The organism is Bradyrhizobium sp. 1200_D9_N1_1, assembly GCF_052075915.1.
GTDB lineage: Bacteria > Pseudomonadota > Alphaproteobacteria > Rhizobiales > Xanthobacteraceae > Bradyrhizobium > Bradyrhizobium diazoefficiens.
This window is the reverse complement of the sequence record NZ_CP197226.1, coordinates 636,740-650,658: the sequence shown is the minus strand read 5'-3', so window position 1 is coordinate 650,658 and position 13,919 is coordinate 636,740. Positions and strand designations below refer to the sequence as shown.

The following is a 13,919-nucleotide window of genomic DNA, read 5'->3' as shown; positions in this document are numbered from 1 at the left end:
GCGACCTAACCGGGAAAGAGCATGGCGATCGCAATCGCCAGGGTCACGACGCTGAATCCGGTGCTGGCGATGACCATGGATCCCGCCGTCGCGGAATCCAGCCGGTAGTTGACGGCAAACAGGATGCCGAAAAAGCCCGAGGGCACCGCGGCAAGCAGAATGGCAGTCTTCGCGGGATCAGGCGCAATCGGAATGAAGTGAATGACCGCAATGGCCAGCAGCGGCCGAACGACATCCGAGGCCGCCGTTGCGGCCACGATCCGCCAATCCAGCCGGAACGATTGTGCCGACAGAATCGCCCCCGTGAGAAACAGGGCGACACCCGCGGCGGCGCTCCCGATCAACGCCAGGCATGCATGGGCGAGTGCATCGAGGCTCACGTCCGACAGCGAAAGCAGGATGCCTGCCGCAGGCGCCAGTACGACCGGCTTGGTGATCGCGCGCCTGACTGCCGTCAGAATCTGCCGCATCGACAATTCGGCGCCCTGCGCCCTGCTCGCACCCATTTCCACCATGATCAGGGTCAGCGGGCTGATCAGAATCGAGCCCGTTGCCAACGCGACCGCAACCGGGACGGTGCCGGCGGGGCCCAACACGGACGACAGGATCGGAAGTCCGACGCCGGCAAGGTTCGGAAAGCCGATCGTCAAGGCCTGCAGCGACGCATCGGACCGGGACGCCTTCGAGAACCTGCGCGCGGCGCAATACCAGGCGACATAGAGCAACAGCATCGTCACGCCGAGCACCATGGAGAGCGGAACCTGTTCGATCATATCGCGGCGCGAGGCCGAAGCGGTCGCGGCGAACAGGGACGCCGGCAGCGCAAAATCCATCACCAGCGCGTTGAGGGCGTCGACGTGAAGATTGTCGACGATATGAAATTTTCCGGCGGCGTATCCCAGCAACAGGACGAAGAAGACCGGCACCAGCGCCATCAGGATCGCGTTGGACATCATGGAATCGGCCTTTCATGGACATCGACGAAGAGCGTCATAGCGAGCAGGTCGGCCGATCCACCCGGGCTGAGACGGCGGGCGACGAAACTTTCGTGGATCGATTGTGCCCGCGCACGCCAGCCGGACGCGCAGACGCCGCCGGCATCGACGAAGCGACGCGCCGCGTCATGCGCAAACCGAAGGCCGTCGAGCCCGCCGCGATGCAGGAGGTTGGTGTCTTCGACGGAAGCGATCAGAGCAAAGCACGCCTCGACCCGGGCGGCTTCCGTATCCTCCACAACGACAGTTGCTCTCCGCAAGGCCGGCAAGCCGATTCCGTAGATGCTGGGAAATCCCCTCGCGGCCTCGATACGCGCACCGCCCGCGCGAAAGCGGCGGCGGGCCACGCTGCCATGGCTGTGCAGCAGCACCGGTCCATCGAGGATGCTGTCGCCCCACAGGCGCGCCACGACGTCGCCAAGCGGAAGCTCGGGATCGACCAACCCGCCGGCTCTCGCGCCGGCGGCCGCGCACAGCAGGCCGAGCCCGAAGATCGCGCCACGGTGCGTGTTGACCCCCGACGTCGCCGCGAACATGGCGCGCTCCGCCTCGAGGCCAATGATCCGCAGCCGCCCCATGCCGCAGCCAAACGCACCCGCATCGGCCAGGCGCTGCAGATAGGGCCTGATGGCCGCGGCGCTGCGACGAAACGTGCCCGCATCCATGTCATCGTGACTGCCATTGTCGACATGGCTCACCAGCCCCGGTTTCGGCCAGGTTTCGAGCTCCTTGACGAGGCAATCGGCGGCGACAGCCCCGATGGCAGAGACATCGGGCATCATCCGCGCGCGGCGCAGAAGCGGCCGTTCCATGCCTCTTGCGGCCATGGTGATCATGATCCCGTCGCTCCCGAAATGAATTGATGCCTGTCGAGCAGGACCACGCGCTCAATGCTCTTGACCAGAAGCTCGCTCGCGCCGCCGTGGACTTCACGCCAGTTCACCGCCGCGCCGTCGGCGCTCATCAGCTCGCCATCAAGCCGCATCGGCGCGCTGGTCTCGATCGCGGCGACATCGGCGACGAAGCGATCGATGTCGGTTTCGCTTCGAAACTCGAACAGGACATCGAGATCGGAACGGCCGGTCACGTAGTCGAGCCCGGTCAACGACTGCCAGGCCAGGCTGCCGTAGACGCGCGCGTCCACCGAATGGCGAAGCGCCAGCCCGTCGAGCCGGTCGAGCGTCGGCCACCAGTTGCGCGGCGCGTAAGCCCGCGCCTGTTGCAGCGACGGCGGCCGCGCGACCGAGGCGACGTGGTCGATTTCGACCAGGAGGGCAACCCGTTTCTTGCCGGCAGAAGGCGGCAGGGGCAGGCCCAGCGCGACGCCGGTTGCCTCGTGTGGCAAGGCGCGCCGCCTGATCGTCGGCCACCGCATTTTGGGCCAGCGCGCGAGAAGGGAATCGGCGGCGAGATCGTCGCGCGCGTCCAACATCGCGCGCCACCCCGCGGGGCTGACGAAGACGAGGTCGTGACGACCGGGTGGTCGATCACCGTGCTTGCAGGGCGAGGTCACGAACGCGCTCCGCGATCTCGGCGGCCTTCAGCCGGCCGCCACGCTGCTTGCCGAGCGCATCCCGCCGGTCCTGCGCGGCCGGCATGTCGGCGAGCAACGCCTCCAGCTGGTCGGCGAGCGATGCGGCATTGCTCCATGTCATGTGAACGGCACCCATTTGCGCGAGATTGGACAGGCCCGGCGCGAACACCGGCGTCGACTTCGCCTTTTCCTGTAGCGCCTCCATCGACAGCTTGGTCACCTTCGCCATCGAAGGCAGATCCATCACTGCGGGATCGGCTCCGGGCAGTCCGACCAGCACACGCGTTGCAAGGCCTGTCGCAAGCAGCGCGCCCGCAGCCGAGTGGCCGTACAGGACGCCGATGGTCGGGCGGCCATTCATGTCCGCGTGGATCAGCACCTTCGCCAGATGTGCGAGGAACTCGTTCAGCCCGAGCAGTTCGTCACGCTTGCTCATGCGCTGGCTGTCGCTATCGACGAGCACCAGGATCGGCCCGGAGTCACGACCGATCGACTTCAGGACATGTGCGGAAAGCCTGATGGCCTCGTCGACGCCCAGCGCGGTTCGATTCGCAATGCCGATCACCAGCATCGTGCCACCGGATCGCAGCGTCGCCGAGCCGTGAAGGACGCCGTTGTCGTTGCTTACCTCATGGCCGTCAGGAAAGAGCGAGGCGATGATGTCATCGAGCGTCACGGCTGGTCCTCCCGATCCTGTTGGCGAGCGCAATGAACTGATCTGCCGGCAGCTCCGGAACCGTCTCAGCGTGCTCGATGCCTTCCGCGGTCCAGATGTCGACGGCATCCGCGCAGGCGCCGAAGCGGCGCAACCGTCCGGCGAGCCGTTCCTGCTCGGCCTTCAGCCTGTCGAGACCGAAAGGTCCGACCAGGCCGATCAGCTCCAGCGCGGCCTCGCGAAAATCCTGCACATTGTCGTCGGCAAAGACATCGGCGGCGCCGAGCAGGCGGCGGTGCTTGCCGCCCATCGTCCGCCAGACCAGGGCACGATCGCGCGAGTCGAACTCCTCGACGCCGCGATTGGTCTCGATGACTTCGGGACCTGACACAGCGATGCGCCCCGGCTCCGAGACGGCGAGCGCGGAGCAACAGCCCGCGATCAGGCCGCCGCCGCCGTAGCATCCGGACCTCCCACCGATCAGGCCGATGACCTTCACGCCGGCGGCGCGCGCTTCCATCACGGCGCGCATGATCTCGGCGATGGCAAGCTCGCCGGCATTGGCTTCCTGCAACCGGACGCCGCCGGTATCGAACAGGATCAAGACGGGGATCGAGCCGATCTCGCGCGCGGCGCGGAGCAGCCCGGTCAGCTTGGCGCCGTGCACTTCGCCGAAGGCGCCGCCCATGAAGCGGCCCTCCTGCGCGGCAACGAACACCGGCGAGCCGTCGAGGCGACCGTGACCGACGACGATGCCGTCGTCGAACTGCTCGGGAAGATCGAATATCTTCAGATGCGGGCTGACCTCGCGCTGCTCCGGCCCGATGAACTCGACGAAGCTGCCGGCATCGAGCAGCAGTTCCAGCCGCACGCGGGCCGACGCCTCGTAGAAGCTGGTGCTGTGCGCCCGTTCGGCGGGGGTGATGTGCTTGATCGGCGCGGTCATTGGCCGTTCTCCGCGATCGATCGCACCGCCTGCGCCAGCCGGAGCGAGACCGTATCGGGACGCGCGCCGCCGTCATTGATCGAGAACTTCAGCCCGCCGGGCGAATAGCGCTCGACGAAATCGCCGATCACGGCTCTCCAGACCTCGCCGAAGCCGACGGCGGCGGTCTTGATGTCGATGGCACATTCCGCATCCGGCAGCACGCGCTCCACCAGCACTTCGAGATTGCCCGAGGCAACTATGCCGACAATCGCGCTCCGCCTGGCGCCGTCGGCGCGGGCGCGAACCGGATGTCGAAAGCTGAGATCTTCCATGGCGCGTTCCTCACCAGTTCCTGAATTTCGAAGGGGGTGCGTACAAGCCACCCGACCAGCGCACGAGATCCTTGATCGAGCGCGCCGCCAGCAGGCTGCGATCCGCATCGAGCGGATTGATGCCGAGATCTTCCGGCCGGCGGATCACGCCGCGCTCGCGCAGGCGCGCGACCATGCCGTGGTCCCGCCGACGGCCGACATCGGTGTAGCCGGCAACGCCACGGATGGCCTGCTCGCGCTCCTGCGCGGTGCGGCACAGCAAGAGATTCGCCACGCCCTCCTCGGTGACGATGTGCGTGACGTCGTCGCCATAGATCATGACCGGCGCCAGTTCGAGCTTCAGCTTCTCCGCGAGCTCGATGGCATCGAGCTTCTCGACGAAGAGCGGCACGTTCTTGTCCCCGAACGTCTCGCCGATCTGCACGACCAGCTTGCGGCCGCGGCGCATCAGTGCCGAGCCGTCCGGATCGGCCTCCGCTCCGGCCTTCAGCCAGGGCTCGCTCGGATGCCGCCGCCCGCGGGCATCCGCCCCCATGTTCGGAGCGCCGCCAAAGCCTGCGATGCGCGAGGTGGTGACAGTCGACGAATTTCCCTGCAGATCGATCTGCAGCGTGGAGCCAATGAACATGTCGCAGGCATAGAGCCCGGCGGCCTGACAGAAGGCGCGGTTGGAACGCAACGAGCCGTCGGGACCGGTGAAGTAGACGTCGGATCTGGCGCGGATGTAGTCATCCATGCCGACCTCCGATCCGAACGAGTGGATCTGCCGCACCCAGCCGGATTCGATCGCGGGAATGAGTGCGGGATGCGGATTCAGCGCGAAGTGGGTTGCGATCCTGCCCTTCAGCCCCAGCCTCTCGCCGAATGTCGGGAGCAGGAGTTCGATCGCGGCCGTGCTGAAGCCGATGCCGTGATTGAGCCGCTGCACGCCATACGGTGCATAAACCCCCTTGATCGCCAGCATCGCGGTCAGGATCTGGCCTTCGGTGATCGCGGCCGGATCGCGCGTGAACAATGGTTCGACGAAGAACGGCTTGTTAGCCTTGACGATGAAATGGACACGGTCCGCCGGGATATCGACCCGCGGAACCGTCTCCACGATCTCGTTGACCTGGGCGATCACGACGCCGTCCTTGAACGTCGTCGCCTCGACCACGGTCGGCGTGTCCTCGGTGTTCGGGCCGGTGTAGAGATTTCCCTCGCGATCGGCGCTGACGGCGGCGATCAGCGCGACGTGCGGCGTGAGGTCGATGAAGTAGCGGGCGAACAGTTCGAGATAGGTATGAACCGCACCCAGCTCGATCTTGCCGCCGAACAGCATGCGCGCAATCCGCGCCGATTGCGGCCCGGAATAGGCATAGTCGAGCCGCTTCGCGACGCCGCGGTCGAACAGGTCCAGATGTTCGGGCAGAACGACGCCCGACTGCACCATGTGCAGATCGTTGACCCTGGAGGGATCGACCGCCAGCAGCGCGCGGCTCAAGAGATCCGCCTGCTTCTGGTTGTCGCCCTCCAGGCAAACCCGGTCGCCCGGCCGGATCACGGCCTCCAGCAGGCGCGTGACGTCGTGTGCTTCGACGACCTTGCCGCGGGCAAGGACTGCGCCCGCCGCAATGCAGGCATCACGCGCGACACGGTTGTCCTGCCAGCTCGTCATGACTTCTGCCCCTTTGCGGCGTTGGCCCCGCTCCAGAGCGATCCCGGATTGGCACGGTCGGGATGGAGCTCGAGCATCGCCTCGTAGAGCTCGCGCGGCGATGTCGTCGCCTTATCGAGGCGGTTGAAATCGAGCAGGTATTGCCGGGTCGCCGCGATGTTGCGCGGGTCGTCGTCGTTATCCGGCTTTTTGTGTCCGGCGACGACGAAGCGCGGCTTCAGCGCCGCAAGCCGGTCGAGCGCGGCGATCCATTCCAGCCGGCTCTGCGTGTCGGTTTCGGCCAGATAGGGATGAATGCCGTTGTACACGGTGTCGCCGGCGACGATCAGATCGAGAGACGGGACATGAAGGGCGGTTGAGCGCGCCGTATCGGTTCGTCCCATGTCGATGACGACGAGCTTGTGTCCCTCGAGCGTGAGCTCGCCTTCGAGGGGCGCAGCCGCGACCAGGCGCTCTGCGATCTCGCCCGGAAAGCGCTTGCGCCAGAAACCGTCGAGCGAGGCCGGCGAGAGCTGCGCCTTCATCTCGTCGACGACCTCGGGAACGGCAACGGCTTTTGCCTGCGGAAAGCGGTCGAGCAGCGGTGCCAGCCCGAAGAAATGATCCCCGTGCCCGTGTGTGACATAGATCGTCGTCAGATTTCGCTCGCAAGACGCGACCCAGTCCAGCAGCGTTTTCGACTGCCCGGCGGTGAGGAACGTGTCGACGAGGACCGCGTCCCGCTCGCCGTAGATCAACGTCGACGAATTCGCGACCCACATCAGGTCCGGATTGCCGGACGGCAAGTCGCGGCTCAGTCCGGCCCGCTTCACCGTCGTCACCTTCCAGTTCAGGGCGGCGCCGGTCGTCTCGATCACATTCATGGGAATTCTCCTGATGGCACAGTCGGGCCGGCGGGAGTGCTGTCGCTCCCGCCGTCCTTCCTTCTGCCGGTCGTGCGTCAGGACCGGCGAAGCGTGATCAGCGCGTAACCGGCTGCTGGATGCTGCGCGCGGCGCGGGTGATGACCGCAGCCACTTCCTTCGGATGCGACTCGTAGACCGAGTGGCTGGCGCCCGGGATCACGGTGGTCTGGCTCTTGGCGCGCTCGTAGTACCAGCGCTCCAGATCCGGATTGATGATCTGGTCATTGCCGGCGACGATGCCCCAGCTCGGCTTGGTCTTCCACGCCGCCGCCGTCAGCGGCGTGCTGAACACCTGGGCCGCAGCCGGGACCTGGGAGCGCGCGACGAACTCGGCCCGCTCGCGCGGCAGATCGGGTGCGAACAGTTTCGGGAATTGCACGGGATCGAGATAGGTGAATTTGTCGGGCGTGACCTTGATGACGCCTTCGGTCTTGCCGAGCACGCTCGGCGTCTTCTTGCCCAACGCCGATTCGTCCTCTCCGACGTCGGGCGCGTGTGCGGCGACGTAGACGAGACCGACGACGCTCGGATGAACGCCGGCCTCGGTGATGATCGAGCCGCCGTAGCTATGGCCGACGAGAAGCGTCGGGCCATCCTGCAGATCGAGAATGCGCTTGGCCGCCGTGACGTCGTCGGCGAACGAGGTCTCAGGCTCCTGCACCATGGTGACGCGGAAACCTTCCTTGGTCAGGATCTCGTAGACCGGTTTCCAGCCGGACCCATCCACCCAGGCGCCGTGCACCAGGACGATGTTCTTCAGGGGCTCCGCGTTCGCAGGGGCGACGGTCGAGAGCAAGGAGAGAGCGGCGGCAAAGGCGAGACCAGCGTTGAGGTGTTTCATGACGGGATCACTCCGGGTTGGAATGACGCGACACTAGTTTCGATGCTTGCCCGCGTATTTCGGCAAGCAACGGCCCTTGCCACTTCGCACGCCGGGACACGCGAGCTGCGACGATCGCTGCTCGAACATCCTCCGGACGCGGCCCGGTTGAGAGACGCACTTCTAACGGAGGGCCCACGTCATGCACACTGACATTCATGACAATGATCTCTCGCAAGCGTGAACGGCCGGCGTTCATACGCGAAAGACGATCGATACGCGCTCTGTCATTCACGACAACGTTCCTGACGTCACTCGAAATCCAAGCATAGGATTGAACAATGACATCCATCGCAAAGTGCAGCGTCGCTCTCTTCGCCCTGCTGTGCGCGACCATGCCGGCTCTTGCCGGAAGCTGCGCGGATGACATCGCGCAAACCCAGGCCCAGCTCGATCTGGCCATAGAAAAGGATGCGGGCTCCCACGGCTGGAAGCCGGAGAGCCTCAGCGCGCTGCGCAGCCATCAACCGACGCCCCGCTCGCTCGCGGAAGCAGAAGGTGGCAACGGCGTCGATTTCACCGACGCGCTCGACTCGCTCGATCGCGCGCGCACCGCCAATCGCGCCGGCGACATCGCCGCGTGCAGCCGGGAGATCGCACACGCGCGGGCCATCCTGAGATAGCGAATGCGCTTCGGGGCCGATGACGAGGCGACGCCTCCTCGCCGTCGTGCAGCCGGGGAGCAGGACGTGCGTTCTGGAAATACCCGCGCGAGCGCATCTTTCTAATGTCCATGCATAGAGCCGGAGCCTTCTTCCATGCGAGATCAGCATTCACCGAACGACGCCGGCGCACGGAGTTCCGAATCGCGCCGGTTCTCCTTGATGCACCCTGCCGCGATGCTTGCGACCAGCGTCCTGTGGCTGGTCTCGACTGCGGCCATCGCCCAAACAACAATGCCGGGAACGCAGCCGCCTGCCGGCATGCTTGCGACCTCGCCGCTCAACCCGCAATCCACGCGACCCGTGGGCATTCCGTTGGGATCGACCGAGATCGCAACGCCCGGCATCTCCCCGATCAACCCCGCGCCAAACACGACCGCCTGCGCCGGATCCGGCAATGCTTCATCCTCCGGAGCATTGTTCGACGGCGGCGGGCTGTCCGGCACCTTATCGACCAATTGCCCCGGCAGCACGGCAGCAGTCTCGTCCCTGCCCTCGACATCGACGGTCGGCCGCGTCGGGATTCCGCTGGGCTCCACCGAAATCGGCGGCGCCGGAATCAGTCCGTCCGTGCCGGTGCCCGGCCCCACGTCCACGGGCGGCACGACTTCGATCGACGGCTCCGGCAATCCCTGAGATCAGAAGGACCATCACCGTGAAACGCAACCTCACCATTGCATTCGTTGCTCTCGCCGCGATCCTGATCGGCGCGGGTCTCTGGTTCTTCGGCACCGACCGGAAGCCGGCCGTGGCAGCCGCACCCGTGCCCACCGCCGTGCCGGTGGTCGCCGCCAGCGTCACCGGCAAGGACGTTCCGATCTATCTGCGCGGCATCGGCACGGTGATTGCCTACAACACCGACGTCGTGCGCAGCCAGATTCAGGGACAGATCGTCAAGATCGCCTTCACCGAGGGACAGACCGTCAAGGCCGGCGACCTGCTCGCGCAGATCGACCCGCGTCCCTACGAGGCGCAGATCGAACAGCTGACGGCCAATCGCGACAGGGACCAGGCGCAACTCGCGAATGCCGAGGCCAACCTCTCCCGCTACAACCAGCTTGGCGACAAGGGCTATGCGACCCCGCAACTGATCGAGACGCAGACGGCGCAGGTGGCGCAGCTCAAGGCCGCCGTGAAGGCGGACCAGGCCCAGATCGACGAGGCCAACGTCCAGCTCAGCTATACGCGCCTGTCGTCGGCCGTCCCCGGCATCACCGGCGTTCGCCAGATCGATGTCGGCAACGTCATTCATCCGACCGATCCCAACGGCCTCGTCATCGTCACCCAGATCGAGCCGATCTCGCTGCTGTTCACCCTGCCGCAGGCCGATCTGCCGGTGATCCAGGAGCATGCCGCGAAGGGCGAACTGAAGGTCATCGCCTACAGCCAGGACAACAAGACGAAGCTCGACGAGGGCACGCTGCTGCTGGTCAACAACGAGATCGCGGGAACGACCGGCACGGTCCAACTCAAGGCCGTGTTCCCAAACCATGAGCACAAGCTGTGGCCGGGCCAGCTGGTGAACGCGCGCCTGCTGCTCGAGGTCCAGAAGGGTGCGCTCACTGTCGCCGGCTCAGCCGTGCAGCAGGGACCGAACGGCAGCTATGTCTATGTCGTGACCGACGGCCAGACGGCCACCTTGCGTCCCGTTCACGTCGTGCAGATCAGCGATGGCCAGGCCCTGATCGACCAGGGACTGAAATCAGGCGACGTCGTCGTGATCGACGGCCAGTACCGACTCACGGAAGGCAGCCGCGTTCGCGAGCTGCACGGCAAGGCCGCGCGTGAAGCCGACCTGCAGAGCGCCGTGCAGGATGCGATCCCATGAACCTTTCCGCGCCCTTCATCCTGCGGCCAATTGCAACCGCCCTGCTGATGGCCGGCTTGCTGCTGTGCGGCCTCGCGGCCTATCCGTTGCTGCCGGTCGGTGCGCTGCCGAACGTCAATTACCCGACCATCCAGATCTCGGCGCAACTGCCCGGCGCCGATCCGGGCACCATTGCCTCGTCGCTGGCGACGCCGCTCGAGCAGCAGCTCAGCCAGATCCCCGGCGTCACGCAGCTCACCTCGTCCAGTGCGCTCGGCGTCGCCCAGCTCACAGTGCAGTTCGAGCTGTCGCGCACCGTGGACAGCGCGGCGGTGGACGTGCTGGCCGCGATCAATGCCGCAAGCCCTTTCCTGCCGCCGAACATCCCCTACCCGCCGACGATCAGGAAGGTGAATCCGGCGGAGACGCCGATCATGCTGATCGCGCTGACGTCGGACTCGCTGCCGCTGACCACGGTCGACGCCTATGCGGAAAACATCCTGCTGCCGAAGATCTCGCAGGTGCCGGGTGTGGGTCTCGTCGGCATCGGCGGCCAGCAGAAGCCCGCGATCCGTGTTCGCGTCAATCCGCAGGCGCTTGCCGCCCGCGGCATCGGCCTCGAAGACGTCCGCAACGTGATCGCCGGCGCCAACGTCGACCTGCCGAAGGGCACGCTCAACAGCCCGCGCGTCACCTATACGCTGAACACCAACGATCAATTGCTCAAGCCCTCCGCCTATGAAGACCTCATCATCGCCTATCGCAACGGCTCGCCGGTGCGGATACGCGACATCGGCACGGCGATCGAGGGGCCCGAGAACGACCTCCTGGCCGGCTGGTACGGCAAGGAGCCCGCCATCATCCTGGCAGTCCAGCGCGTTCCCGGCGCCAACGTGATCGAGACGGTCGACCGCATCAAGAAGCTGCTGCCGCAATTGCAGGCCTCCGTTCCACCGGCGATCAAGGTGACGATCGCCGCCGACCGGACCGCCACCATTCGCGCCGCGGTCTCCGACGTTCAATTCACGCTGATGCTGACGGTCGCACTGGTGGTAATGGTCATATTCCTGTTCCTGCGGAATTTCTGGGCCACCATCATCCCGGCGATCACGGTTCCCCTGTCGCTGATCGGCACGTTCGCGGTCCTCTACGTGCTCGGCTACAGCCTGGACAACCTCTCGCTGATGGCGCTGTCGATCGCGGTGGGCTTCGTCGTCGACGATGCCGTCGTCGTCATCGAGAACATCGTGCGCCATCTCGAGCAGGGCATGACGCCGATGGAGGCCGCGCTCAAGGGTTCCAGCGAAATCGGCTTCACGATCGTCTCCATCACCCTGTCGCTGATCGCTGTGTTCATCCCGCTTTTCCTGATGGGAGGCTACGTCGGCAAGCTGTTCCAGGAATTCGCCGTCACGATCACGGCTTCGCTGCTGCTGTCGCTGGTCATCTCGCTCACGCTGACGCCGATGATGTGCGCGCGGCTGCTGAAGGACGACTCGCGGAAGAAGCACGGCCGAATCTATCTCGCCTTCGAACGCGGTTTCGACGCCCTGCTTGCGCTTTATGCGAGCGGCCTGCGAATCGTGCTGCGCCATCGCTTCGTGACGCTGCTCGTGATGCTCTCGACGATCGCGCTGACCGGCTATCTCTACGTGATCATTCCGAAGGGTTTCTTCCCGCAACAGGATACCGGGCAGATTGTCGGCATCACCGAAGCCGCACAGGACATTTCCTTCCCCGCCATGTCCGAACGCCAGCAGGCGATCGTCGACATCCTGTCGAAGGATCCGGCAATTCAGTCGGTGGCGAGCTATATCGGTCCGGGAGGTCCCACGGCGACGCTCAACCAGGGACGGATATTTATCGTCCTGAAGCCGAAGCCCGGGCGCAAGGCCAGCGCCGACCAGATCATCGAACGGCTGGGGCCCCAGCTCGCCCATATCCAGGGCATCAGGCTCTACATGCAGGCCGCGCAGGACATCACCATCGGCGCACGCCTGTCCAAGACGCAATACCAGTACACGCTGACGGACGCCGATTCCAACGAGCTCACCAACTGGTCGGCGATCTTCCTCAAGAAGCTCCGCGAGCTCGACCTCATCACCGACGTCGCGAGCGACCAGGCCAATGCCGGTCCGCGGCTGGAGGTCACCGTCAATCGCGAGGTCGCATCGAGCTTCGGCATCCTGCCCACGACGATCGACAATGCCCTCGACGACGCATTCGGCCAGCGCATCGTCTCCACGATGTTCACCTCGCTGAACCAGTACCATGTCGTGATGGAGGTCGATCCGCGTTTCCAGTACGGGCCGGAAGCGCTCAAGGACATCTACCTGAACTCGGCCACCGGCCAGCAGGTCCCCCTGAGCACGCTGGTTCACAGCGTCATTAAGCCCGCGCCCATCCTGATCAACCACCAGAGCCTGTTTCCGTCGGTCACGATCTCGTTCAACCTGCAGCCCGGCGCCGCGCTCGGCGATGCGGTGACGGCGATCCAGAACATCGAGAAGAGCACGGGCAAGCCCGCCTCGCTATCGACCTCGTTCCAGGGCAACGCCCAGGCCTTCCAGTCTTCCCTGCGAGGCACACCGCTGCTGATCGGGGCGGCGCTGATCGTGATCTACATCATCCTCGGCGTGCTCTATGAGAGCCTGATCCATCCGATCACGATCCTGTCGACGCTGCCGTCGGCCGGCATCGGCGCGCTGTTGCTGCTGCTGGCGGTCCACATGGATCTCAGCGTCATCGCCATCATTGGCATCATCCTGCTGATCGGCATCGTCAAGAAGAACGGCATCATGCTGGTCGATTTCGCCCTCGAGGTGGAGCGCCAGCACGGGCTCAGCCCGGAAGAGGCGATCTACCAGGCCTGCACGCTGCGCTTCCGCCCGATCCTGATGACGACGATGGCGGCGCTGCTCGGCGGCGTGCCGCTGATGATCGGTTCCGGTACCGGCGCGGAGCTGCGCCAGCCGCTCGGCTACACGATCGTCGGCGGCCTGATGCTCTCGCAGATCCTGACGCTCTACACCACGCCCGTCGTCTATCTCTATCTCGACCAGCTCAGCAACTGGCTGACCGGGCGCAAGCCGCAGGCGGCCGCGACACCCACTTCATCCACGACCAAGGCAGATGCGGAATTGAGCCATGAATCCGCTTGAGAGGCTGACCGCCGGCATGACGGCAGAGAAGCTGGTGACCGTCACGTCCGAGATGACGGTTGGCCATGTGGTGCCGGGAATGCCAGCCGTCTACGGCACGCCGATGATGATCCTGCACATGGAGATGGCCGCGGGATCGGCCGTTCAACCATTCCTGCCGACGGGCCATGTCAGCGTCGGGATGATGGTCAATATCCGCCATCTGGCGGCAACCCCGGTCGGCCGCACGGTGCGCGCGATCGCGCGGGTCGTCGCGGTCGAAGCCAGGAGTGTGCTGTTCGAGGTCGAGGCCTGGGACGGCGACCGCAAGATCGGCGACGGCAGCCACCGGCGCGGTGTTGTCGATGTCGCCGAATTCGAGCGGCGGTTCGGCGTGACGAAGCCCGCCGCTGAGATGGCCTAG

The 13,919-nt window shown here is 65.4% G+C and carries 14 protein-coding genes; 4 read left to right on the top strand and 10 right to left on the bottom strand.

Annotated elements, in window-relative coordinates:
- Positions 1-5 precede the first annotated feature (5 nt).
- From AB5K84_RS03030 to AB5K84_RS02990, 9 genes are all read right to left on the bottom strand, one after another.
- Positions 6-956 carry an AEC family transporter gene (locus AB5K84_RS03030; RefSeq protein ID WP_011083096.1) on the bottom strand — a complete coding sequence of 317 codons (951 nt, stop codon included), beginning with the start codon at positions 954-956 and terminating at the stop codon, positions 6-8.
- Positions 953-1,831, bottom strand: a complete 879-nt coding sequence (gene mdcB, locus AB5K84_RS03025) for a triphosphoribosyl-dephospho-CoA synthase MdcB (protein ID WP_011083097.1) — start codon at positions 1,829-1,831, stop codon at positions 953-955. The genes AB5K84_RS03030 and mdcB overlap by 4 nt, the downstream gene beginning before the upstream one ends.
- On the bottom strand, positions 1,828-2,508 hold the full coding sequence (gene mdcG, locus AB5K84_RS03020; protein WP_011083098.1) for a malonate decarboxylase holo-[acyl-carrier-protein] synthase: 681 nt from the start codon (positions 2,506-2,508) through the stop codon (positions 1,828-1,830). The genes mdcB and mdcG overlap by 4 nt, the downstream gene beginning before the upstream one ends.
- Positions 2,483-3,205 carry a biotin-independent malonate decarboxylase subunit gamma gene (gene mdcE / locus AB5K84_RS03015; RefSeq protein ID WP_011083099.1) on the bottom strand — a complete coding sequence of 241 codons (723 nt, stop codon included), beginning with the start codon at positions 3,203-3,205 and terminating at the stop codon, positions 2,483-2,485. The genes mdcG and mdcE overlap by 26 nt, the downstream gene beginning before the upstream one ends.
- Positions 3,192-4,130: a biotin-independent malonate decarboxylase subunit beta gene (locus AB5K84_RS03010; protein ID WP_038966669.1), complete on the bottom strand. Its 939-nt coding sequence runs from the start codon at positions 4,128-4,130 to the stop codon at positions 3,192-3,194. The genes mdcE and AB5K84_RS03010 overlap by 14 nt, the downstream gene beginning before the upstream one ends.
- Positions 4,127-4,444, bottom strand: coding sequence for a malonate decarboxylase acyl carrier protein (gene mdcC, locus AB5K84_RS03005; protein WP_011083101.1), 318 nt, complete (start codon positions 4,442-4,444; stop codon positions 4,127-4,129). Before mdcC ends, AB5K84_RS03010 begins: the two co-directional genes overlap by 4 nt.
- A gap of 10 nt (positions 4,445-4,454) precedes the next feature.
- On the bottom strand, positions 4,455-6,101 hold the full coding sequence (gene mdcA, locus AB5K84_RS03000) for a malonate decarboxylase subunit alpha (RefSeq protein ID WP_011083102.1): 1,647 nt from the start codon (positions 6,099-6,101) through the stop codon (positions 4,455-4,457).
- On the bottom strand, positions 6,098-6,964 hold the full coding sequence (locus tag AB5K84_RS02995) for an MBL fold metallo-hydrolase (RefSeq protein ID WP_011083103.1): 867 nt from the start codon (positions 6,962-6,964) through the stop codon (positions 6,098-6,100). The genes mdcA and AB5K84_RS02995 overlap by 4 nt, the downstream gene beginning before the upstream one ends.
- A gap of 97 nt (positions 6,965-7,061) precedes the next feature.
- On the bottom strand, positions 7,062-7,847 hold the full coding sequence (locus AB5K84_RS02990; RefSeq protein WP_011083104.1) for an alpha/beta hydrolase: 786 nt from the start codon (positions 7,845-7,847) through the stop codon (positions 7,062-7,064).
- A 320-nt stretch (positions 7,848-8,167) separates the two neighbouring features.
- Between AB5K84_RS02990 and AB5K84_RS02985 the strand changes: the two genes are divergently transcribed.
- On the top strand, positions 8,168-8,509 hold the full coding sequence (locus AB5K84_RS02985; RefSeq protein WP_011083106.1) for a hypothetical protein: 342 nt from the start codon (positions 8,168-8,170) through the stop codon (positions 8,507-8,509).
- Between the two features lie 143 nt (positions 8,510-8,652).
- Here AB5K84_RS02985 and AB5K84_RS02980 read toward each other — a convergent pair whose 3' ends face one another.
- Entirely contained in the window at positions 8,653-9,177 is a 525-nt protein-coding gene (locus tag AB5K84_RS02980; RefSeq protein ID WP_236842163.1) for a hypothetical protein, read from the bottom strand.
- Positions 9,178-9,203: 26 nt separating this feature from the next.
- Here AB5K84_RS02980 and AB5K84_RS02975 point away from each other — a divergent pair, with 26 nt between their 5' ends.
- From AB5K84_RS02975 to AB5K84_RS02965, 3 genes are read left to right on the top strand one after another with little or no spacing between them, the layout of a single operon-like run.
- Complete coding sequence (locus AB5K84_RS02975; RefSeq protein ID WP_011083108.1) at positions 9,204-10,376, top strand: efflux RND transporter periplasmic adaptor subunit; 1,173 nt, start codon at positions 9,204-9,206, stop codon at positions 10,374-10,376.
- The gene (locus AB5K84_RS02970; RefSeq protein ID WP_011083109.1) at positions 10,373-13,516 is read left to right on the top strand and encodes an efflux RND transporter permease subunit; all 3,144 of its coding nucleotides are present in this window, start codon (positions 10,373-10,375) and stop codon (positions 13,514-13,516) included. The genes AB5K84_RS02975 and AB5K84_RS02970 overlap by 4 nt, the downstream gene beginning before the upstream one ends.
- The gene (locus AB5K84_RS02965) at positions 13,503-13,919 is read left to right on the top strand and encodes a thioesterase family protein (protein ID WP_011083110.1); all 417 of its coding nucleotides are present in this window, start codon (positions 13,503-13,505) and stop codon (positions 13,917-13,919) included. The genes AB5K84_RS02970 and AB5K84_RS02965 overlap by 14 nt, the downstream gene beginning before the upstream one ends.